At 61.3% G+C, this 20,866-nt stretch carries 19 protein-coding genes; 14 read left to right on the forward strand and 5 right to left on the reverse strand.

Translation table 11 applies throughout. The features are described 5' to 3' along the window. Positions 1–372: 372 nt before the first annotated feature. Positions 373–966 (reverse strand): gamma-glutamyl kinase, encoded by a 594-nt coding sequence (locus J1C49_RS04305; protein ID WP_227444575.1) that lies wholly within the window; start codon positions 964–966, stop codon positions 373–375. A 182-nt stretch (positions 967–1,148) separates the two neighbouring features. Here J1C49_RS04305 and recA point away from each other — a divergent pair, with 182 nt between their 5' ends. The 5 genes from recA (at position 1,149) to J1C49_RS04330 (ending at position 6,512) form a co-directional block, all read left to right on the forward strand. Then, a complete protein-coding gene (gene recA, locus J1C49_RS04310; protein WP_227444576.1) occupies positions 1,149–2,222 on the forward strand; it encodes a recombinase RecA in 1,074 nt (357 codons plus the stop codon). A 204-nt stretch (positions 2,223–2,426) separates the two neighbouring features. Next, the gene (gene alaS / locus J1C49_RS04315) at positions 2,427–5,105 is read left to right on the forward strand and encodes an alanine--tRNA ligase (protein WP_227444577.1); all 2,679 of its coding nucleotides are present in this window, start codon (positions 2,427–2,429) and stop codon (positions 5,103–5,105) included. Further along, a complete protein-coding gene (locus J1C49_RS04320; protein ID WP_227444578.1) occupies positions 5,106–5,396 on the forward strand; it encodes a DUF1330 domain-containing protein in 291 nt (96 codons plus the stop codon). Next, positions 5,396–5,866: an MOSC domain-containing protein gene (locus tag J1C49_RS04325; RefSeq protein ID WP_227444579.1), complete on the forward strand. Its 471-nt coding sequence runs from the start codon at positions 5,396–5,398 to the stop codon at positions 5,864–5,866. Before J1C49_RS04320 ends, J1C49_RS04325 begins: the two co-directional genes overlap by 1 nt. Before the next feature lie 370 nt (positions 5,867–6,236). Beyond that, complete coding sequence (locus J1C49_RS04330) at positions 6,237–6,512, forward strand: hypothetical protein (RefSeq protein ID WP_227444580.1); 276 nt, start codon at positions 6,237–6,239, stop codon at positions 6,510–6,512. 266 nt (positions 6,513–6,778) lie between these two features. Here J1C49_RS04330 and typA read toward each other — a convergent pair whose 3' ends face one another. From typA to J1C49_RS04345, 3 genes are all read right to left on the reverse strand, one after another. Beyond that, positions 6,779–8,596 carry a translational GTPase TypA gene (gene typA / locus J1C49_RS04335; protein ID WP_227444581.1) on the reverse strand — a complete coding sequence of 606 codons (1,818 nt, stop codon included), beginning with the start codon at positions 8,594–8,596 and terminating at the stop codon, positions 6,779–6,781. A 157-nt stretch (positions 8,597–8,753) separates the two neighbouring features. Next, a complete protein-coding gene (locus tag J1C49_RS04340; RefSeq protein WP_227444582.1) occupies positions 8,754–9,083 on the reverse strand; it encodes an SMR family transporter in 330 nt (109 codons plus the stop codon). Positions 9,084–9,149: 66 nt separating this feature from the next. After that, positions 9,150–10,718 carry a trimethylamine methyltransferase family protein gene (locus J1C49_RS04345; RefSeq protein ID WP_227444583.1) on the reverse strand — a complete coding sequence of 523 codons (1,569 nt, stop codon included), beginning with the start codon at positions 10,716–10,718 and terminating at the stop codon, positions 9,150–9,152. Between the two features lie 310 nt (positions 10,719–11,028). On the opposite strand from J1C49_RS04345, the gene J1C49_RS04350 reads away from it, so the two are divergent. Together J1C49_RS04350 and J1C49_RS04355 are read left to right on the forward strand one after the other, a co-directional pair. Further along, positions 11,029–11,601, forward strand: a complete 573-nt coding sequence (locus J1C49_RS04350; protein WP_227444584.1) for a cache domain-containing protein — start codon at positions 11,029–11,031, stop codon at positions 11,599–11,601. Between the two features lie 43 nt (positions 11,602–11,644). Further along, complete coding sequence (locus J1C49_RS04355; RefSeq protein WP_227444585.1) at positions 11,645–13,456, forward strand: methyl-accepting chemotaxis protein; 1,812 nt, start codon at positions 11,645–11,647, stop codon at positions 13,454–13,456. A gap of 237 nt (positions 13,457–13,693) precedes the next feature. Here J1C49_RS04355 and J1C49_RS04360 read toward each other — a convergent pair whose 3' ends face one another. Beyond that, positions 13,694–14,611 (reverse strand): LysR substrate-binding domain-containing protein, encoded by a 918-nt coding sequence (locus J1C49_RS04360; RefSeq protein WP_227444586.1) that lies wholly within the window; start codon positions 14,609–14,611, stop codon positions 13,694–13,696. Between the two features lie 247 nt (positions 14,612–14,858). Here J1C49_RS04360 and J1C49_RS04365 point away from each other — a divergent pair, with 247 nt between their 5' ends. The 7 genes from J1C49_RS04365 to mnhG are packed head-to-tail and all read left to right on the forward strand — an operon-like array spanning position 14,859 to position 20,683. After that, positions 14,859–17,255, forward strand: coding sequence for a putative monovalent cation/H+ antiporter subunit A (locus J1C49_RS04365; RefSeq protein WP_227444587.1), 2,397 nt, complete (start codon positions 14,859–14,861; stop codon positions 17,253–17,255). Beyond that, positions 17,252–17,671, forward strand: a complete 420-nt coding sequence (locus J1C49_RS04370; protein WP_227444588.1) for a Na+/H+ antiporter subunit B — start codon at positions 17,252–17,254, stop codon at positions 17,669–17,671. The genes J1C49_RS04365 and J1C49_RS04370 overlap by 4 nt, the downstream gene beginning before the upstream one ends. A 1-nt stretch (position 17,672) precedes the next feature. After that, positions 17,673–18,035 (forward strand): Na+/H+ antiporter subunit C, encoded by a 363-nt coding sequence (locus J1C49_RS04375; RefSeq protein ID WP_227444589.1) that lies wholly within the window; start codon positions 17,673–17,675, stop codon positions 18,033–18,035. Continuing rightward, the gene (locus J1C49_RS04380) at positions 18,032–19,537 is read left to right on the forward strand and encodes a Na+/H+ antiporter subunit D (protein WP_227444590.1); all 1,506 of its coding nucleotides are present in this window, start codon (positions 18,032–18,034) and stop codon (positions 19,535–19,537) included. The genes J1C49_RS04375 and J1C49_RS04380 overlap by 4 nt, the downstream gene beginning before the upstream one ends. Then, positions 19,534–20,016, forward strand: coding sequence for a Na+/H+ antiporter subunit E (locus J1C49_RS04385; protein WP_227444591.1), 483 nt, complete (start codon positions 19,534–19,536; stop codon positions 20,014–20,016). The genes J1C49_RS04380 and J1C49_RS04385 overlap by 4 nt, the downstream gene beginning before the upstream one ends. Beyond that, positions 20,013–20,336: a monovalent cation/H+ antiporter complex subunit F gene (locus tag J1C49_RS04390; protein ID WP_227444592.1), complete on the forward strand. Its 324-nt coding sequence runs from the start codon at positions 20,013–20,015 to the stop codon at positions 20,334–20,336. The genes J1C49_RS04385 and J1C49_RS04390 overlap by 4 nt, the downstream gene beginning before the upstream one ends. Next, positions 20,333–20,683 (forward strand): monovalent cation/H(+) antiporter subunit G, encoded by a 351-nt coding sequence (gene mnhG, locus J1C49_RS04395; RefSeq protein WP_227444593.1) that lies wholly within the window; start codon positions 20,333–20,335, stop codon positions 20,681–20,683. The genes J1C49_RS04390 and mnhG overlap by 4 nt, the downstream gene beginning before the upstream one ends. Positions 20,684–20,866: the final 183 nt, after the last annotated feature.

The following is a 20,866-nucleotide window of genomic DNA, read 5'->3' on the forward strand; positions in this document are numbered from 1 at the left end:
TGACGTCATGGTAGAGTGCCAAATCAGAAATAAGCCGGCGATATCAGCGGGGTCTGGACCGGTGTAGGCGGCAACCGTTGCCTGTGATCCTGAACATGCATTGCAGTTACGCCATCGGCGAGGCGGACCAGCAATCGGATGACGTGTGATTTGGCGATCAGGGCAATGAACATCGCCATCGAATCCCGCGCTCCGCAAAAGGGCTGCACCGACCACACCGATCGCCGTAGCTGTTTCCTGCATCGCTGCACTGGTTGGCCAGTGCGGCACGACAGACAAAACCACAGCACGACAAGCAATACGCTGCTTCGGGAGCCGATGATGCCCTTGATACCAGTGAAAACGATCGCGCAAGGAGACCGGCGCGTTGGGTCACAGAGCGCGGTGCCAGAGCGCATAATCCTCCGCCAAGTGCCGCTTGAGCTTGGTTTGCATGCTTGGTGAAAGCGCCGGACATTCCTGGCAGGGCGGGTTGTGAACCGGGATGGAGACGTCGACACCAAGCCGACTGCGCAAAAAGTCTTGAAGCGCGACCTGGTTTTCATACCGATAGAGCGTGTTCACGCATACGCCATTTGGGCGCGGCTCAAGGAATTTCGCTTGTGCGCCAACATCCGCAAATGCGGGCCGCTCCTCTTCGAGGTAAGCGCCGCAAAACTGCTCGAAGCTAAGGTGCTCGGTGGAGTTGGGCGTCCCCCGCACAGCGCTTCGTTGCCGATACCGGTACCAGGACCGCAGCCAGTCAATGGGCTCGCGGATCACCGCCAAAAGCTCCAGCGAGTCGCCCCCAATCTTGTCGAACATGGGCCGGAAGAACCGATTATAACGGTAGAGCGGTGCGTGTTTCAGGGTGGGCGGACCGGTGATCACCATGGATGCATGAGGCGCCAACGCCGCGGCATAGGCGGTTGTGCCGGTCTTTGGAACGGCCAGGAAAACCAGTCTCTGCGGATAGAACACCAGCATTTTCAACCTCTTGACGCGTTAACTGACGGCCTAAACCTTTGCTTAACCAGTTCTTGTCAGGCTGAATACGCAAAGAATTCACTTGAATTGTTCTTGTTTTGGTCTCAAACAGTTGAGAACAAGTTAAGAACAAAACCGGCGATAGACGCTCCCTCACGGGTATGAAATAAGGGTCAGACCTCATGGCAACGGCAGATCTTCTGAGCATGGATAACAAGCGCAACGCGGACAAACAAAAGGCGCTGGACAGCGCCTTGGCCCAGATCGAACGACAGTTCGGCAAAGGGTCCATCATGAAGCTTGGAGGCGACAACAAGCTCAACGATATCGAAGCGACGTCGACCGGGTCGCTCGGTCTTGATATCGCGCTTGGGATCGGCGGTTTGCCCAAGGGGCGGATCGTCGAGATCTACGGACCGGAGAGCTCGGGCAAGACAACGCTGACGCTGCACTGCGTGGCGGAAGAGCAAAAGAAGGGCGGGGTTTGCGCATTTGTGGATGCTGAACACGCGCTCGATCCGCAATATGCCCGGAAACTCGGTGTCGACCTCGATGAATTGCTCATCTCGCAGCCCGATACGGGTGAACAGGCGCTTGAAATAACGGATACGCTCGTTCGGTCCGGCGCCGTGAACATGGTTGTCGTGGATTCGGTTGCGGCTCTCACGCCCAAATCAGAGCTTGAAGGCGACATGGGCGACAGCTCCGTCGGGGTTCACGCGCGCCTGATGAGCCAGGCCATGCGCAAACTGACCGGGTCGATCTCCCGGTCGAACTGCATGGTGATCTTCATCAACCAGATCCGCATGAAGATCGGCGTGATGTTCGGCTCTCCGGAGACCACCACGGGTGGTAACGCGCTGAAATTCTACTCCTCGGTCCGGCTCGATATCCGCCGCATCGGAGCGATCAAGGATCGCGACGAGGTCGTCGGCAACGCGACGCGCGTGAAAGTGGTCAAGAACAAGGTTGCGCCGCCATTCAAGCAGGTCGAGTTCGACATCATGTACGGGGAAGGGATCTCCAAGAATGGCGAGCTGCTCGACCTTGGCGTCAAGGCCGGTGTCGTCGAGAAATCCGGGGCCTGGTATTCCTATGGCGATGAGCGGATCGGCCAGGGGCGCGAGAACGCCAAGACATTCCTGCGCGAAAACAAGACGATCGCTTACGAGATCGAAGACAAGATCCGCGCGGCGCATGGGCTCGAATTCGATATGCCGGAAGGCGCTGACGATGGCGACGTTATGGAAAGTTAACGCGCGTCGTGCGGCGGCAAGCGCTGTGCGCCCGACCCGCAGACCCTGACTTAACGGCCAGGAACGGAGCCCCCGCGAGGGCTCCGTTTTTCATTTCCGCCCCGAGGATCGGTCGATCGGCGTGGTGAGCATGGACAGCGTGCAACGAGGGCGATACACCCGCTCGCAAACACTTGCCGCCGACACCTGCAAAGAGGCCAAACCATGCCCACGCTGAACGACATCCGGTCGAGCTTCCTGAACTATTTCGAAAAACAAGGCCATGCGGTTGTCCCGTCGAGCCCGCTGGTTCCACGCAACGATCCGACGCTGATGTTCGCAAATTCCGGAATGGTCCAGTTCAAGAACCTGTTCACCGGCGTCGAGACCCGCGACTACAAACGCGCGACCACCGCGCAAAAATGTGTGCGCGCGGGCGGCAAGCACAATGACCTGGACAATGTCGGGTACACGGCGCGCCATCACACATTCTTCGAGATGATGGGCAACTTTTCCTTTGGCGACTACTTCAAGTCCGACGCCATTCCCTTCGCGTGGGAGATGGTGACCAAGGAGCTCGACATCACGCCGGAGCGTCTTTTGGTGACGGTGTATCACACCGATGACGAGGCGGTGGAGATCTGGAAAAAGACCGGGGTTCCAGAAGACCGGATCATTCGGATCGCGACCAATGACAATTTCTGGATGATGGGACCGACGGGCCCCTGTGGCCCATGCACCGAGATCTTCTTTGACCATGGCGAGAAATACTGGGGCGGTCCTCCGGGAACACCGGAAGAGGACGGGGACCGGTTCGTCGAGATCTGGAACCTCGTCTTCATGCAATTCGAGCAGTTCGAAGATGGCAGCCGCAAGGAACTCGCGGCGCAGAGCATCGACACCGGCATGGGGATCGAGCGCGTTGCTGCCTTGTTGCAAGGCACCAATGACAACTACGCAACGGACCTCATTCGATCCTTGATCGAAGCGTCGGCGGATGTCACATCGACCGACCCGGATGGTCCGGGCAAGACCCATCATCGCGTTATCGCGGATCATCTGCGCTCCACCTCCTTTCTGATCGCCGACGGGGTGATGCCGAGCAATGACGGGCGCGGCTACGTGCTGCGCCGGATCATGCGGCGCGCGATGCGCCATGCGCACATGCTGGGTGCCGCCGACCCGGTGATGCACAAGCTTGTGCCGGCGCTTGTGCGCCAGATGGGTGCGGCTTATCCCGAGTTGGGACGGGCACAGCCACTGATCGAGGAAACGCTGCATCTCGAGGAAACCCGGTTCAAACAGACGCTGGATCGTGGCCTCAAGCTTCTCGACGACGCGCTTTCGAAGCTGCCGGACGATGCGGAACTGCCCGGCGAGACGGCGTTCAAGCTGTATGACACGTTCGGCTTTCCGCTCGATCTGACGCAGGACGCCCTGCGTGAGCGCGACCGCTCGGTGGATACCGCCGGTTTTGACAGCGCCATGGCAGAACAGAAAGCCAAGGCCCGCGCGGCCTGGGCCGGTTCGGGGGAGTCCGCAGATCTCGCGATCTGGTTCGACCTTCTTGAAACCCATGGCGCCACGGATTTCCTCGGCTATGACACGGAAATCGCCGAGGGCCAGGTGCTCGCCCTGGTGCATGACGGGGCGGCTGTGGAGGCGCTTGCGGCCGGTGAAAGCGGGTGGGTGATCCTCAACCAGACGCCGTTTTACGGGGAATCCGGCGGCCAGGTGGGGGATACCGGATGGCTGCGCCGCCTTGAAAACGAAGATGACATAGCGACCGTCACGGATACCCAGAAGATGGGCGACGGCAAACTCATCGCGCATCAGGTCACGGTGACCGCGGGGCGCTTTGCGGTTGCAGACGCCCTGCAGCTCGAAGTGGATCACGGGCGCCGCTCCGCCATCCGGGCCAATCACTCGGCGACGCATTTGCTGCATGAGGCCCTTCGGCGCGCGCTCGGCGACCACGTGGCCCAGCGGGGCTCCCTGAACGCGCCGGATCGGCTGCGCTTCGACTTCAGCCATGCCAAGGCGCTCAGCCCTGAGGAAACCCGCCGGGTGGAGCAGGAGGTCAACGCCTATATCCGACAGAACAGCACGGTTTCCACACGGATCATGACACCGGATGACGCGCGTGCCATCGGCGCCCAGGCTCTTTTTGGCGAGAAATACGGAGACGAGGTGCGTGTCGTCTCAATGGGTCAACAGAAAGGCTCGGGCAAGGGCAGCGACGGCCAGACATATTCGCTGGAACTCTGCGGCGGAACACATGTGCGCCAGACCGGCGATATCGGCCTGTTCACGTTGCTTTCCGAAACCGCAAGCAGTGCCGGCGTCCGTCGGATCGAGGCGCTCACCGGTGACGCGGCGCTCGCCAACCTGCGTGCGCGGGATGCTTCGCTGTCGGAGATCGAGGGGCTTGTGAAAACCGGTGGGTCGGAGACACCCGCACGGATCAAGGCGTTGCTGGACGAGCGCAAGGCGCTTGCGGGCGAGGTGGCGCAACTGCGCCGCCAGCTTGCCATGTCCGGCAGTGCGACAGATGCCGTCTCAGGCGGGGAAACCCGTCAAATCAATGGCATGCCCTTTGTTGCTCAGGTTCTCCAAGGGGTGACGGGCAAGGACCTGCCACCGCTAATTGATGAACACAAGGCGCGGATCGGGTCCGGTGTCGTGTTGCTGATTGCGGATGCGGGGGGCAAGGCCGCCGTGGCTGCCGGTGTGACGGACGACCTGACCGGAACGGTTTCTGCCGTGGATCTGGTGCGCGCCGCCGTGGCCGAACTTGGCGGCAAGGGCGGGGGCGGCCGTGCAGATATGGCGCAAGGCGGTGGCAAGGATGTGAGCAACGCCGCTGCCGCGATCAAGGCGGCTGAGGCCGTGATGGAGGGATAAATGCCAGCACTCTGGATTGCACATGTGACCGTGACCGATGCGGATGCATACGGGGCTTATGCCAAGCTGGCGGGGCCCGCGATCGCTGCGCATGGTGGCACGTTTCTCGCGCGGGGCGGACGGTTCGTGCAGCTTGAGGGCAAGGAGCGACCGCGCAATGTCGTGGCGCGCTTTCCCTCTGTGGAGGCGGCCGTCGCCTGTTACGAATCCGATGCCTACCAGGCGGCGCTGGACCATGCGCGTGGCGCATCGGAGCGCGAATTGATGGTCGTGGAGATCGACGACATCTGATGCGGTCGCTTGCCGAGCTGCGGCGGAGCTTTCCCGGTCCGGGGCGGATCGACTGGATCGGTGTCCGTCCGGAGCGTCTGGCGCCGTTGGAGTCCGTGGCAGAGGGCGTGGTCGCCGAAACCGGTCTGGTCGGCGATCACAGCCGCGCGGGCAAACGCGCGCTGACCCTGATCCAAGCGGAGCATCTCCCGGCGATTGCGTCGCTGATCGGGCGCGAGGTGTTGGCGCCCGAGTTGCTGCGACGGAACATCGTTGTATCCGGTATCAATCTGACAGCGCTCAGGGAATTCGGGATCCGTATCGGATCGGTCGTGTTGGAGATCACCGCGCCTTGTGCGCCATGTTCACGCATGGAACGAGACTTGGGACCGGGCGGCTACAATGCAATGCGGGGCCACGGCGGTTGGTGCGCGCGCGTGGAGCAGGGCGGCCTTCTGCGATTGGGTGACCCGGTGCATCCGGCGCGATGATCCCCGTTCGGAGTTTCGGCACCTTTTCGCGCAACCAAACCACCCCATTGGCGGAGCCTCGCGTATGACCGAATCCGAGGCTTTCAGACTTAAAGCGATTCGTGCGACGATCGCTTCAGTCTGTTGATAAGTCATGCTATTTCTCGTTATTGTGAGAATTTTCCCGCTGGCGGAAACGTTAAATCAGGCTGATTGTTCGGAAATTGCGGCCAAATTATGGCATTGTGGGCACACATTGCCGGTGCTGCCCTAGAAAATGCACGGTTTGTGCGAAAAACTACGCAGCAAGTCCGGAATTCCTGTCGCCCATTCGCAATTCAGTTGGCTAAGCTACCGTTACCCTTTTGAAAACTGTCTTGGGAGATAGATCATGAAGAAAGTTCTTGCCGGTGCGATCCTCGCAGCTTCGGCCTTTGCGGCGCCCGCGTTCGCATGGGAAGGTCAAGTTGTGGCCTGTTACGACAAGGTGTGGGTGCCAGCGAAGTACACCACGTCTAAGACCCTTGTCATGGCCGCTCACAGCGAGTGGCAGCACAAGCACGGCCAGATGATCAAAGTGCATTACCCTGCTGTCTACAAAGAGCACAAGCACCTGAAGACGCCCGGCCATTACGTCGCGCGCAAGGCGCCCTGCGTTCACGACTAAGTCGAGACATCATAGACTGCCATGAAAAGGCGCGGGGTCGGTTCCCGCGCCTTTTCCTTTTTGGAAACGATTGTTTCCATAATGGAAACAAGGCATTGCATTTGTTTCCTGATGTCCTGGATGAGTTGCGGCGTGGGTATCCGGACCCAAACGCAAACCGGTCGCCGATGTCCGGGTTCATGCCGCGCGCATGCGCTGACGCAAAAGGGCGACCCTGCCGGGTCGCCCTGTTTCACGTCTGTATAGCTGTAGGCGTTGGGATAGCGTTACACGCCACGCGCGGCGCGCTTTCGCTCATGCGGATCGAGATACCGTTTGCGCAGGCGGATGGCATTCGGCGTAACCTCGACCAGTTCGTCATCGTTGATATAGGCGATGGCCTCTTCGAGCGACAAGGTGATTGGCGTGGTCAGGCGCACCGCCTCGTCGGTCCCTGAGGCGCGCACATTGGTCAGCTTCTTTCCCTTGAGCGGGTTCACCTCAAGGTCGTTCTCGCGGCTGTGCTCGCCAATAATCATCCCCTGATAGACCTTGGCTTGTGCGCCAATCATCATCTTGCCACGGTCTTCGAGGTTCCAGAGCGCGTAGGCCACGGCCTCGCCATTCTCCATCGAGATCAGCACACCGGCGCGACGCCCGGGAATTTCTCCCTTGTGTGGCGCCCAACCGTGGAAAACCCGGTTCAGAACGCCGGTGCCGCGCGTGTCGGTCAGGAACTCGCCATGATAGCCGATCAGGCCGCGTGATGGCACATGCGCGATGATCCGCGTCTTGCCGGCCCCGGCCGGGCGCATTTCAGCCAGCTCGCCCTTGCGCGCGCCGGTGAGTTTTTCGATCACGGCGCCGGAATACTCGTCATCCACGTCAATCGTGGCTTCCTCGATCGGCTCCATCAAAGTGCCATTGTCTTCGCGCATGATCACTTGCGGGCGCGAAATCGACAGCTCGAACCCTTCGCGGCGCATGTTCTCTATCAGAACGCCCATCTGCAATTCCCCACGGCCGGAGACCTCGAAGGCTTCGCCTCCGGGGGTGTCTGCGATCTTGATGGCGACATTGCTTTCGGCTTCCTTGTAGAGCCGTTCGCGAATGACGCGGGACTGAACCTTCTTGCCATCACGACCGGCTAGCGGGCTGTCATTGATGCCGAAGGTGACCGTGATCGTCGGCGGATCAATGGGCTGTGCTTCCAGAGGGTCTTCGACGGCAAGCGCGCAGATCGTGTCGGCCACGGTGGCCTTGGACATGCCCGCAAGGCTCACGATATCACCGGCAACGGCCTCTTCGATATCGGCCATGTTGAGGCCGCGGAAGGCCTGGATCTTGGTGACCCGGAACTGCTCGATCTTCTGACCGATCCGGCTCAGCGCCTGCACCGTGGCACCGACCTTGATCCGGCCCGACTCCACGCGCCCTGTGAGGATACGCCCGACAAACGCATCTGCGCCCAGCGTTGTGGCGAGCATGCGGAAGTCGTCGTCTTTTTTCTTGAGCTGCTTTGGGGCGGGAACGTGGTTCGCGATCAGGTTGAACAGCGCAGAGAGGTCCTTGCGCGGGCCGTCAAGCTCGGGGTCGGCCCAGCCGGAACGGCCGGACGCATAGAGATGCGGAAAATCGAGCTGGTCCTCGTCTGCGTCAAGCGATGCAAACAGGTCAAAACACTCGTCAAGCGCACGGTCTGGCTCTGCATCGGGCTTGTCGACCTTGTTGAGCACCACGATAGGCCGCAGACCAAGCGCCAGCGCCTTGGAGGTGACGAATTTCGTCTGCGGCATCGGGCCTTCGGCCGCATCCACAAGCAACACGACGCCATCCACCATCGACAGGATCCGCTCCACCTCGCCGCCGAAATCTGCGTGGCCGGGCGTGTCGACGATGTTGATGCGGGTGTCTTTCCATTCGACGCTGGTTGGCTTGGCAAAGATGGTGATCCCGCGCTCGCGTTCGAGGTCGTTGCTGTCCATCGCGCGTTCGGCCACGGCCTGATTGGCGCGGAAGGCGCCCGACTGTTTGAGAAGCTCGTCGACAAGGGTTGTCTTGCCGTGGTCGACGTGGGCGATGATTGCGATATTGCGCAGGTCCATGAGTTATGTCGCTCGGATAGGGAAGGGTTGGCGCGGCCCTACAGCCCTGCGCGCCAAAAGACCAGAGCCCAATGCGACACAGCGGCGGTGTGGCGCTCTTGCACGGGGCTATGCGCAGCCGCGCGCCGCTTGCCGCGCCGTGGCGGTGCAGCGCGTGTCAGTGCTGGGCGGTATTCGAAAAGACGTTGATCACGATGATCCCGGCAATGATCAACCCCAACCCAAGGAGCGCGGGCAGGTCAAGTTTCTGGCCGAAGACGACCAGCCCGATGATCGAGATGAAGACCACGCCGAGCCCGGACCACATGGCATAGGCGATGCCCACCGGGAAATGTCGCAATGCAAGTGCCAGAAGGTAGAACGCGGCCCCGTAGGCGACGATCACGATCACGCTTGGCACGAGACGTGTGAATTGCTGACTTGCCTGAAGCGCCGACGTGCCGATGGTTTCGGCCAGAACGGCGCAGGCGAGGATCAGATAGGGCATCGGGATGGGCTCCGCTGGGATGTGCTGCGCCTGACTGTGCATGGGCCAGGCGCAAAGGTCGAGCCATCACGCCTGGGCCGGGGCCTCCTGACACACCGGATCAGGCGGGTCGAGTTGGATCGGGAAGCGCGCGCGGATCGCGGCATCGACGTCCGGTGCCAATCGGGCTCGGCTTGGTGTGTTCAGAATGGCGTGTTTGAGCGCCCGGGCATTGGCGATGAGGTCCGGCTTGCCATTCTCTTCCCATTCCTTTGGGGAAGACCGGTCGCCCAGTGTCGGGTAGACATAGTCGCTTTGCATACGCGAGAGGGTCTGCTCCGAGCCCAGATAATGGCCGGGGCCGCCAAGACAGGTCTCGCGCATGGGCGTGAGGTCGAGCGTGTCATCGCTGACCTCGATCCCACGCACGCAGCGCAGGGCCTGACCGATGAGGTCATTTCCGAGGATCAGGCTTTCGTGGCAGAACCCCAGAAGCGACGCATGCATGCCCGCGGCTTCGTATACCATGTTCAAACCGGACAGACCGGCCATTACGTTCGAGCACATCTGTTCCCAGCCGGCCTGCATGTCCGGGCGTTTGCTGTCGGCGATCCCGGCGGCTGCGCCTCCGGGCAGCCCGTAATAGGCATGCATCTGGGCGCAGCCCGCGGTGAGCAGAGCCTGTTCGCCTGATCCGCCAGACATCGCACCGGTGCGCAGGTCCGATACGAAGGGCCATGTCCCGAAGATCGCCGGATGTCCGGGTGCCAAGGCATTGACATAGACCAGACCGGCAAGGCATTCCGCCACCGCCTGCACGATGGCCCCGGCGAGGGTGGCGGGCGCGGTGGCCCCGGCTTGTCCCGCGGAGAGCAGCAAAACGGGCATCCCGCCCCGGATGCAGGCTTCCATCACCTCGCAGCTCTCGGTCGCGAATTTCATCGGCGGAACGACGAAACAGTTGGAGTTGGACACGAAAGGCCGCTCGCGCCAGGCCGTTTCAGAACCCGCGATCATGTGCAGAAGTTCCAGCGCCGGGCCGACGGATGCAGGCTCGCAAAACGACGTGCCGACATGTTTGGTGGTGCCCGTGCAACACGCATAGAGCGTGTTGAGATCGAGAGCGAGCATGCCCTCCACGTCGCGCGCGACGATCGGGCGTTGCAGGAAATGAATGTTGTCGAGCGTGTCGGCAATACGCGCGGCGTCATGCAGATCGGCCAGCGTGCTGTCGCGATAGGTGTCGGTTTCGGGCTCAACCATATGGACCGCCGCACCGGCCGTGCCGTAATGGACCCGTGTGCCGCTCAGATCGAGATCGTGCACCGGATCCCGACCGCGGAGCGTCACTGTTCGGTTGGCGATTGCGAGCATGTCCTCGACCAGCGCCGGCGGAAAGCGCAGGCGACCGTCCGACCCAAGGGTGGCGCCGGCCTCTGTCATGATCGCGATACCGGAAGGGGGGGCATCAGCCAGGCCGATCTCGGCCAGGGCGTCGAGCGCGGCATGATGAAGCCGGTCGAGATCGCTTGCCTTGAGCGGCGCCAGAGTGCCGCCCCGCTGACCGGGATTGACGGGTTTTGTCGGCAGAGGGCGCGCGCGGGCGGCAACACGTGCGGCGCGGCCACCGGAACGACGGGGAGTGAGCACTGTCATGGGAAAAGCTCCCTGGGCAAAAGATCGGTAAATCGCGGCATGTCTTCAGTCGCGAGTCACGGTCTTCCCCGGGCTGATTTTCCCCGGCGAGCCCCGATGGTGCGCAATACACGCACAAAGGCACTGCGGTCGTCTTGCATAAAATTAGGATCGAATGAAGCGACGGCGTGGTCTGCTCGGAAAACGACGAAATGTCGCTTTCAGCGGATACTGCGAACAATTCTTTGCAAACCGTGGATGTTAACGAGCCCGTAAGCGCCCCGGCAATAGGCTTCTGCGCATCCGAAACTGTACCGAAGGAACCGAGTTCATGCGTATCAAGACAGCCCTGGCCGGGATGGCCGCAATGTTCACCGCCACCGCCGCTTTTGCCGTCGATTATTCCGCCGCCATGCGCGGCTACATGGAGCAGAACCTTGCTTCTTGGGTCGCGGCCCCCGAAATCGTGCAGGCAATCGCCGCACAGAATACACAGACGGCTGGCTACGATGCTTCGCAGATCGATGCGCTTGACCAGCAGTGGCGTGCGCAGGTCGGCACTGGTTCGACCCCCCTGATCGACGCGGTCATGAATAACCCCGCCTCGGAATTCCTGCGTCAGCAGGTTGCTCTGTCCGGTGGGGCGATCACCGAAATCTTCATCATGGATTCCATGGGCCTGAATGTCGCGGCTTCCGGTGTCACCTCCGACTATTGGCAGGGCGACGAGGCGAAATTTCAGCAGACCTACGCCATCGGTCCGGATGCCGTGCATTTCAGTGACGTGGAGTTTGACGAGTCCAGCCAGAGCTTTCAGGCGCAGATCTCCATGCCCGTTGTCGATGAAAGTGGCAAAGTGATCGGCGCGATCACGGTTGGTGTGCTGGCTGACGCGCTTCTGTGACGGCCCTGGCCGGTTCTTCCTGAGCAATGAAGGCATATTTCAGATGAGCGACACACAGGATTTTGACATCGATCCATCGACCGCGGGTGATCGCGGAATGTCCACGCGTCTGCATTCGATGTTTCTCAAGGTGGCGGGGCTGATGGCGGTCACAACGCTGGTTGTCGCAGGCGCGATGGCCTTTCAGGCGATAAGTCTCGTGGATGGGCTGGCCAAACAAGGCGTCATGGAGCAAACCGCCAAGACGGCCGATCTCAAGGCGCAGGCCGCCTTGGCGCCGGTGCGCTTCGGGGCCGTGCCCAAGATCCTCGAGGTCATTGACGACGCAGAAGGCGCCATGGGTGACGGATTCCGGGGAGGACTGGTGTTGTCCCAATCCGGTGAAGTCTATGCCAACGAGGCAATCCGCGCCGATGTCAGCGCGCGCCTCACGGAGCTCGCGGGGCAGGTGATCGAGCAAGGGACGCCAGCCTATTCAGAGGACGGGATGAGCGTCGCTTTTCCGATAAAACCGTCTGACGAGAGCCCCGCCATCGGCGCATTTGCCCTCTCGATGAGCGCCGACGATGCGCTTGCGGCGGTGTGGGCCCCCAAAATGACCATGGTGGCGACGGGGTTTGTCTTGTTTGCAGCAATGTCGATCGTGACCATGTGGGTTCTGCGCCGGATGCTTGGAAATCCGCTCAAGAGGCTTGCGAGCGCGATTGAAACCGTTTCCCAAGGTAACTACGACGCGGAAATTCCGATGGCAGTCCGCAAAGATGAACTTGGCGGGATCGCTCGGAAACTCAAGGAATTGGTCGTCCAGTTGCAGACAGGGCGTGATGCCGAAGAAGCACGTGCCCGACATGCCGAAGCCCAAAGCAGTGTGGTTGATCGGTTGAGCGATGCGCTGACAATGCTTGCGGAGGGATGTCTCTCGTCCCGTCTTGATGCGCCATTTCCAGATGAATACGAGACCTTGCGCGAAAACTACAATCGCGCGACCGACAGTCTCGCGGATGCGATTGCGAACGTGAATGAAAGCGCTCAAAGCATTCGGAATGGCTCGGATGAAATTGCCTCTGCCTCTGACGATCTGTCCCGACGGACGGAAACACAAGCCGCTACGCTCGAGCAAACGGCCGCGGCGCTGGAGGCCATGCTGACCGGGGTCCGTGATGCGGCCAAAAGTGCCGCCGACGCGGATCGCGTTGTGCGGGATGCCCGCAGCATGGCGTCCCGGAATGGCGAAGTGATGCAAGCGGCGGTGTCCGCGATGTCGGATATCGAAGCTTCTTCGGACCAGATCGGCGAAATTATCTCGGTGATCGACGATATTGCGTTTCAAACCAACCTTCTGGCTTTGAACGCCGGTGTCGAAGCGGCCCGCGCGGGCGAGTCGGGCAAGGGCTTCGCGGTTGTTGCCGCAGAGGTGCGGGCATTGGCGCAGCGCAGTTCAGATGCGGCACAACAGATCAAGGACCTGATCTCCGGCTCGTCGGAAAAGATCAGCGATGGCGTTCGGTTGGTCGAGCGGGCAGGGAGCGCATTGGAAGAAGTTGTCTCGCAGGTCGGAGAGATTTCCAATCTTGTGGCAGGGATCGCACAAGGAGCCGAAGAGCAAGCGCAAGGGCTCAACGAAATCAATGTCGGCGTGTCCAATCTGGACCAGGTGACCCAGAAAAACGCTGCCATGGTCGAAGAGGCCACGGCTGCCGTTCATATGCTGAAATCGGATGCCAACACGCTTGCGCAATTGGTCACACGGTTTGAATTCGGCGCGCCGCAACAAGCGACAGCCGCGCAAGCAGACCCCTCAGACTGGCCGGCATCCACGGAGCATGACAATCAACGCGTCCCGAAGCGCGCATGACATCAGGCGACCGACGGGAAGGGTGCTTGCCGACCCATGGCCTGCCTGAGACACGTGACGGAGCCAATCATGTCATGTGCGGATCGGTAGAGCCAGAATGTCTAAACCATCTCGGAAAAGTGCCTTCATCGGCGCGAGACCGACGCCCGCCATGCATGCACGGGGGCGCTTTCGGCTCCCGGTCATCGCGTGCATAGGCCGAGGTCTTTGCCGTACACCGGCCCTGTCAGCGGGTGCCTAAACTGTTTGCACCTCGGGCACCCGGCGCATGAGGCACGCGATGATCAGTTCGGCAAGCGCTTCAAACGCTTTCTCGCGTGCGGCGCCGCGGCGCCAAATCATGCCGATCATCCGGTCAGGGGCCTTGCCGCTGAAGGGGCGGGCCACGACGACATCCTGGTGCGCAACCTCTGATTTGATATAGAGCGCCGGCATCAAGGAAACCCCCATGCCCATCGCAACCATCTGTCGCAACGTGTCCAGAGATGTGCCCTCGTAATCATGTGAAAGAGACGCGCCGTAGTCTTCACAAAGCTGACGCACCTGGTCGTAGAGCTTGTGTCCGGGCTCCAGGGACAACACGGTTTCCCCACGCAGCTGATCGGCGCGGACTGCATCCATCGCGGCGATCGGATGATCGGCCGGGGCAACCACGGCAAGCGGTTCTCGAAACAGCGGCCTGCTCGCGAATTCGGCCTGCGGCACCGGCAATGGGAAAAACAGCAGGTCTAGCGTGCCGTCATGCAGGCTTCGCAACAAGTAATCGGGCAGCCCTTCGCGGACATAAAGCTTCAGATCGGGATGCGTTTCATGCAGATCGGGAACAAAAAGCGGGAGCAGGTAGGAGCCGAGGGATTGCACCACGCCGACCCGAATGGTGACGTGCAACGGATCCCGACCGAGGCTGGCCTGCATCCTGATTTCATCAATCTCGCGCAGAACGCGCCGTGCCCGTTCTGTAATCTCGAGGCCGAGCGGGTTGAGTATGGCCCGCGGGCGCGTGCGCTCCACCAGTGTTACCCCAAGGGTGCGCTCCAGTTGGCGCAACTGCGCACTCAGCGTGGGCTGCGTGACATGACAGCTTTCCGCGGCACGACGAAAGTGCCCTGTATCGGCGAGGGCCACGAGATAGCGCAGCTGTTGAACGGTGGGCACTGTCTTCTCTCCAGAGCATTTCCATAGAAATTTTCTATCAGGATACGGTGCGGTTTCGATTGGATCAATTGGGTTGTCCGCCCTATCTGTCTACAGTCAACGAGGGTCGGGTCATGAAATCATTGCAGTCAAGAGCGCGCCCATCGGCCGCACACATGCTGTTTGCCAACCGCGATCTGGCAGGGTCTGCCGCGGTCGGGCGCAACGACGCGCATGGTGGTCAGAGCTTGTTCCGCGAGGTGCGCTGATGTCGACGCCACAGCATACGCATGGCGGAAACGGGATTATCGGGCTTTTGCCGGTTGCGATCTCCGGCATTCTATTTGTCTGGTTTCTGACCCTCGTGCCCGTCGTTGCGGATGGCGGCATCTTGCGCACGCAATGGACATGGGTGCCGTCGCTCGGGATCACGCTCTCATTTCTCGTTGACGGTCTGTCCCTGACATTTGCGCTGCTGATCACGGGCATCGGCGCGCTCGTCCACCTTTATTCTAACACCTATCTGGCCGGGCATCCGCAATTTGCGCGGTTTGCGCTCTTTCTGACCAGCTTCATGCTGGCAATGCTCGGGCTTGTCCTTGCAGACAACCTGATCGGATTGTTCGTGTTCTGGGAGCTGACAACGATCACCTCCTACCTGCTCATCGGCTTTGGCCATGAAACGGCCAAGGGTCGCCGTTCGGCGCTTCAGGCGCTTTTCGTGACAGGCGCCGGGGCGTTGGCCATGCTCGCGGGGTTCATTCTTCTCGGGACCGTGGCGGGCAGTTTCGAGCTGTCGGAAATCCTATCCGATCCCGATGCCATCAAGGGCAGCGGTCTCTATGTCCCGATCCTGCTTCTGATCCTTGCCGGCACCTTTACGAAATCAGCGCAATTCCCGTTTCACTTCTGGTTGCCAAACGCCATGGCTGCCCCGACACCGGTATCGGCCTTCCTGCACTCGGCGACGATGGTCAAGGCCGGCGTCTACCTGATGGCGCGCTTGCATCCGGGGCTCTCCGGCACGGATCTGTGGATGTGGAGCTTGACGATTTTTGGCGCGGTCACGGCGGTTCTGGCCTCGATCCTCGCGTTGCGGCAGACCGACCTGAAACAAGCCTTGGCGTATACCACATTGATGGCACTGGGCACGCTGACGCTCTTTCTCGGGCAGGAATCCGGCTATGCGATGACGGCCTTTGCAACCTTTCTGATCGTTCACTCGCTCTACAAGGCGGCGCTGTTCCTGATCGTCGGGTGCATCGACCACGAGACCGGAACGCGGGAGACCGCGATCCTTGGTGGTTTGGCACGGTTCATGCCGATCACAGCTTTTGCGGCGGCGCTTTCCGCGCTGTCCATGGCCGGGTTCCCGCCCTTCTTGGGGTTCATCGGCAAGGAACTGAAATATGCCGGCGCGCTCGCGGTCGGATCGGAACCGCTCTTCGTCGCCGGCGCCGTTCTGGTGGCCAATGCGTTGATGCTGGCGGTGGCCGGTGTCGTGGCGTTCAAGCCATTCTGGCGCCCGGCGGGTGGCGAGATGCCCAAGAAACCGCATGAAGCGCCGTGGCCGATGCTTGTCGGCCCGGTGCTCCTGGCCATCGCGGGCGCGGCGTTTGGAATCTATCCGGATCTGCTTCAGCGCGCGCTGGTGGCCCCGACCGTGGCGAGCCTTCTCGGCAATATCGAGGACACCAAGGAGCTCAAGCTCTGGGCCGGGGTCAACCTGCCGCTGATCCTGTCTGTTGTCACGGTCGCTCTGGGGTTGGTGCTTTATCTCACGCATGTCCGGTTGCGCGCGTTCCTGGCATCCCTGCTCGAAGCTCTGCCGAATTTTGACCGCGGCTGGGACAAGTTCCTTGTGGGGTTCAAGGCTTTTGCCGCGTGGCAGACCCGCCTGATCCAATCGGGTGTGCTGCGCAGCTATATGTTCTGGACATTCCTGACGACATTGGTCGGGCTGGCCGGAACGATGATCGCGCGCGACGTCTGGGTCGGCTTGCCGGATCTGTCAGACGTCACGTGGAAATACTTCGCGTTGATCGCCTTCCTCATCGGGGGGGCCGCGCTGACAACCATCACCAGTTCGCGCATTGCGGCGATGGCGGGGCTTGGGGTCACGGGAATTGGCGTGGCGCTGATCTTCATCGTGTTCAGTGCGCCGGACGTGGCGATCACCCAGCTTCTTGTGGAAACCCTCGTCGTGGTGCTCGTGGCCGTTGCGCTGTTGCGCTTGCCGACCCTGGATTCCGGCGGCCGGAAATTCCGCAAGGGCGACGCGGTTCTGGCCACGGCGGTGGGCGGCACTGTGACGCTGATCATCCTCGCGGTTCTCGACACGCCGCTCGATCGCCGTCTGACAGATTATTTCGAGGTAACTTCGTGGCCTGAAGCGTTCGGGCGGAACATCGTGAACGTGATCCTCGTCGATTTCCGCGCGCTGGATACCTTCGGGGAAATCGCCGTCGTGGTTATTGCAGCGCTGGCATCCTACGCGCTGCTGAGAACCACGCCCAAGATGCAGCAGGCGTCTTCGGTCGACGCTGACCATACGGGCGCAGACGCCGCACTCGATGAGCCGGCCCGCGCGCGCCGCACCAACGAGGAAGGCCTGCGCAACCAAGCAGAACCGGACCGCGGGCAACCCGGAAAGGACCTGACATGAATTCCGTTATCCTGCGTGCGGGGACGCGATACCTCGCCGGTCTTTTGCTGATCTTCTCGCTCTACATGTTGTTGCGTGGTCACAATGAGCCCGGTGGCGGATTCATTGGCGGGCTTATCGGCTCGACCGGGTTTGTCCTGTTCGCTGTTGCCTGTGGAACGTCGGAGGCACGCTCGGCATTGCGGTTTCAACCGCAGGCCATCGCGCTCGTGGGGTTGGGTGTGGCATTGCTCGCCGGGTTGGCCTCGGCGCTGTTCGGAGATGCGCTCTTTACCGGGCAGTGGCTCTTCATCGGGGCCACGGAGACCGACAAGGGCCTGCCGCTTTCCACCGTTCTGGTCTTCGATATCGGCGTGTATCTCGTTGTTTTCGGGTCCGTGCTGACCCTTGTGTTTGCCATGGAAGAGGAGATCTGAGGTGGAGGGGCTCCTCGCGATATCAATTGGTGTTCTGGTTGCGGCAGCGGTTTACTTGATGCTGGCGCGGAATGTATTGCGCTTCATCTTTGGCCTCGTTCTGATTTCGAACGCGGCCAACCTAACAATCTTCGTGTCCGGGCGTCTGACGGCGGGTGCACCGCCTCTGATCCCGGTGGGCGCGGAGGCCCCGCTGGGGGACGTGGCCAACGCGTTGCCGCAGGCGCTGGTTCTGACCGCTATCGTGATCGGCTTTGGTCTGTTTGCCTTCGCGCTGGTCCTGATGTTCCGCGCCTATACCACGCTCGGGACGCTATACAGCGACGAGATGCGGGTGGCCGAACCGCGTGAGGACCGCTCATGAGCTGGGTTCTCGCCACCCCTCTGGCCCTGCCATTCCTGACGGCGGTCCTGGCGTTCCTGTTCCGGCGTCATCCTGCCGGGCGCATGATATCCGTGCTGGGGAATGCCGCGCTGCTTGTCGCGGCCGTGGTTCTCATGGCAGAGACACTCGACCGCGGTGTCATCGCGGCCCAGATGGGCGGCTGGGGCGCGCCATTCGGGATCACGCTTGTGGCCGATTACCTTGGGGCGGTCATGGTGGTGATCACGGCGATCACCGCGCTGGCGGTTGCGGTATACGCTCTGGCGGATATCGACGAGCGCAAGGAATATCTTGGCTATCACGCGCTGTTCAACGTCTTGATCGGCGGCGTGGTGGGCGCGTTTATCACCGGTGACCTCTTCAACCTGTATGTCTGGTTCGAAGTCATGCTGATTTCGAGCTTCGGCCTGCTGGTTCTCGGCGGCTCGAAGGAGCAGATCGACGGCGGCGTGAAATATGTCACGCTGAATCTCGTCTCGACCATTCTGTTCCTGTCCGGCGTGGGGTTGCTCTACGGGATGACGGGCACGCTCAACATGGCTGATCTGGCCCGCACGGTGCCGACGCTTGAAAACCAGGGCCTCGTCACTGTCGTGGCGATGATGTTCATGATTGCCTTCGGTGTGAAGGCGGCGGTGTTCCCGCTCTTCTTCTGGCTGCCTGCAGCGTATCACACCCCGGCTTTCTCGGTCTCGGCTGTGTTTGCCGGCTTGCTGACCAAGGTGGGCGTCTACGCGCTGATGCGCATGTTCACGCTGGTTTTCAACGGGGACACGGAGTTTACCCATACGATCCTGCTCTGGGTGGCGGCGTTGACGATGATCACCGGCGTGTTGGGTGCGGCGGCGCAGAACGACATTCGCAAGATCCTGTCGTTCCACATCGTGAGCCAGATCGGCTACATGATCATGGGGCTGGCGCTGTTCACACCTTTGGCGATCGCGGGCGCGGTGTTCTATCTCGTGCACCATATCGTGGTGAAGGCGAACCTGTTCCTGATCGCGGGTGTGGCGCAGCGTGCGGCAGGTTCAACCGACCTTGCCCGCATTGGCGGGCTCTACACATCCGCGCCTATCCTGGCCATCCTGTTCCTGATCCCCGCGTTCTCGCTGGCCGGGTTTCCACCGCTTTCAGGCTTCTGGGCGAAATACGTGCTTGTCGCGGCGGCGCTGGATGCCGAGGGCTGGATCATCGCCGCCGTGGCGCTGGTGGTGGGCCTGCTAACGATCTACTCCATGACCAAGATCTGGGCGGAAGCCTTCTGGAAGGCGCATCCTGACGGTCTGGAACCGACGCTCTACCGGATCGGTCAGCCCGCGCGCAATCATCTGCTCTGGCCGATTGCCGGGCTTGCGACGCTGACAATCATCATCGGGTTCTACCCGGAACCCTTTATCGCCTTCGCAGAGACATCGGCGGCGCAACTGCTTGATCCGTCCGGGTATATCGAGGCGGTGCTTGGAGTGGAGGAGGGCGCATGAACACCCTGGCGGTCAACCTGCTGCTGGCGCTTGCCTGGGCAGCCCTGTTTGGCAGCTTCGGCTGGCTGACACTGTCCTCGGGCTTTGTGCTGGGATACGTGATCCTCTGGCTGCTCGGACCGCTGATGGGCGGATCGGCCAATTATGCGGGCAAGGTCTATTACTGGATCAAGCTCATCATCCTGTTTCATTACGAGCTTGTGGTCTCCAGCCTCGAAGTGCTCTGGGACATCATCACCCCGCAGCATCGCGCGCGCCCGGCCATCATCGACGTCCCGCTGGATGTCAAAACCGATGCGGGTATCCTGCTCGTGACGAACCTGATTTCGCTGACGCCCGGAACCCTGTCGCTGGACGTGAGCGAGGATCGCCGGACCCTGAAGGTGCATGCCATGTTCGCGGATGACCCGGACGCGGTGCGAGACGCGCTCAAGAACGGCATGGAGAAGTGGGTCATCGACGCAGTGGAGGGGCCATGACACCGACGGAATTTCTGGAATTCAGCGTTAACGCCGGGTTCGTGATGGTGGTCGTCGCGGTTGCCTTGGGGTTCCTGCGTCTGGCAATCGGACCGAGCCTGCCGGATCGCGTGGTCGCGCTTGATCTCATGACGATCGCGATCGTCTCCTTCTGTGCGCTTGCCGCGGTGCAAGCCAGCGATCCGGCCTTCCTTGACGTTGCGCTGGCGCTGGCGCTTGTGGGGTTTCTGGCGACCGTGGCGCTGGCGCGTTTCGCGGAACGGCAACGCTTGCGCCGCGAGAACAAGGAAACCCCGACCGACGAGGAGGGCGCGCCATGATCGAGATCGTGTCTGGTATCCTGATCCTGTTTGGTGGCGCGTTCTGTGTGATCGCCGGGATCGGCCTCATGCGGATGCCCGATGTGTTTATCCGGATGCACGCGGCAACAAAGGTTGGCACGCTTGGCTCAGGTCTGATCCTCGCCGCTGTTGCGGTATCCATTGGCAGCTCCGACGTGATCGCCAAGGTTGTTCTGACCGTGCTCTTCCTGCTCCTGACCGCGCCGATTGGAGCGCATATGATCGGTCGCGCGGCCCTTCGGATCGGGATCGAACCGTGGCGGCCGGACGATATGAAACGGGCCGAGGAGGCTGCAAAGTCCGAAAGCGCCAAAACAAACGGGTGAGACTCCCGTCTTTCCCGTCGGCGATGGCTGAAAAGGGTCAAAGACAGGCGCGCTGAAACGCCCCATGGCGCGCCGTTCTGTTGCACGAGGTCTGGCGTGGCGGTGTCCACATTGCGGGTCGTGCAGGTGCTTTTCAAGCGCGCGCCACGACTGAGGGACGTGTCGGGGCGGTTCGGCATGGCT

Origin of the sequence: Cognatishimia sp. F0-27 (assembly GCF_020667845.1) — a bacterium.
GTDB lineage: Bacteria > Pseudomonadota > Alphaproteobacteria > Rhodobacterales > Rhodobacteraceae > JAFMPQ01.

Excerpts from the sequence above, each read along its gene's own strand:
- J1C49_RS04305 (WP_227444575.1), bottom strand. The coding sequence starts at position 966 with ATGCTGGTGTTCTATCCGCAGAGACTGGTTTTCCTGGCCGTTCCAAAG.
- recA (WP_227444576.1), top strand. The coding sequence starts at position 1,149 with ATGGCAACGGCAGATCTTCTGAGCATGGATAACAAGCGCAACGCGGAC.
- alaS (WP_227444577.1), top strand. The coding sequence starts at position 2,427 with ATGCCCACGCTGAACGACATCCGGTCGAGCTTCCTGAACTATTTCGAA.
- J1C49_RS04320 (WP_227444578.1), top strand. The coding sequence starts at position 5,106 with ATGCCAGCACTCTGGATTGCACATGTGACCGTGACCGATGCGGATGCA.
- J1C49_RS04325 (WP_227444579.1), top strand. The coding sequence starts at position 5,396 with ATGCGGTCGCTTGCCGAGCTGCGGCGGAGCTTTCCCGGTCCGGGGCGG.
- J1C49_RS04330 (WP_227444580.1), top strand. The coding sequence starts at position 6,237 with ATGAAGAAAGTTCTTGCCGGTGCGATCCTCGCAGCTTCGGCCTTTGCG.
- typA (WP_227444581.1), bottom strand. The coding sequence starts at position 8,596 with ATGGACCTGCGCAATATCGCAATCATCGCCCACGTCGACCACGGCAAG.
- J1C49_RS04340 (WP_227444582.1), bottom strand. The coding sequence starts at position 9,083 with ATGCCCTATCTGATCCTCGCCTGCGCCGTTCTGGCCGAAACCATCGGC.
- J1C49_RS04345 (WP_227444583.1), bottom strand. The coding sequence starts at position 10,718 with ATGACAGTGCTCACTCCCCGTCGTTCCGGTGGCCGCGCCGCACGTGTT.
- J1C49_RS04350 (WP_227444584.1), top strand. The coding sequence starts at position 11,029 with ATGCGTATCAAGACAGCCCTGGCCGGGATGGCCGCAATGTTCACCGCC.
- J1C49_RS04355 (WP_227444585.1), top strand. The coding sequence starts at position 11,645 with ATGAGCGACACACAGGATTTTGACATCGATCCATCGACCGCGGGTGAT.
- J1C49_RS04365 (WP_227444587.1), top strand. The coding sequence starts at position 14,859 with ATGTCGACGCCACAGCATACGCATGGCGGAAACGGGATTATCGGGCTT.
- J1C49_RS04370 (WP_227444588.1), top strand. The coding sequence starts at position 17,252 with ATGAATTCCGTTATCCTGCGTGCGGGGACGCGATACCTCGCCGGTCTT.
- J1C49_RS04380 (WP_227444590.1), top strand. The coding sequence starts at position 18,032 with ATGAGCTGGGTTCTCGCCACCCCTCTGGCCCTGCCATTCCTGACGGCG.
- J1C49_RS04385 (WP_227444591.1), top strand. The coding sequence starts at position 19,534 with ATGAACACCCTGGCGGTCAACCTGCTGCTGGCGCTTGCCTGGGCAGCC.
- J1C49_RS04390 (WP_227444592.1), top strand. The coding sequence starts at position 20,013 with ATGACACCGACGGAATTTCTGGAATTCAGCGTTAACGCCGGGTTCGTG.
- mnhG (WP_227444593.1), top strand. The coding sequence starts at position 20,333 with ATGATCGAGATCGTGTCTGGTATCCTGATCCTGTTTGGTGGCGCGTTC.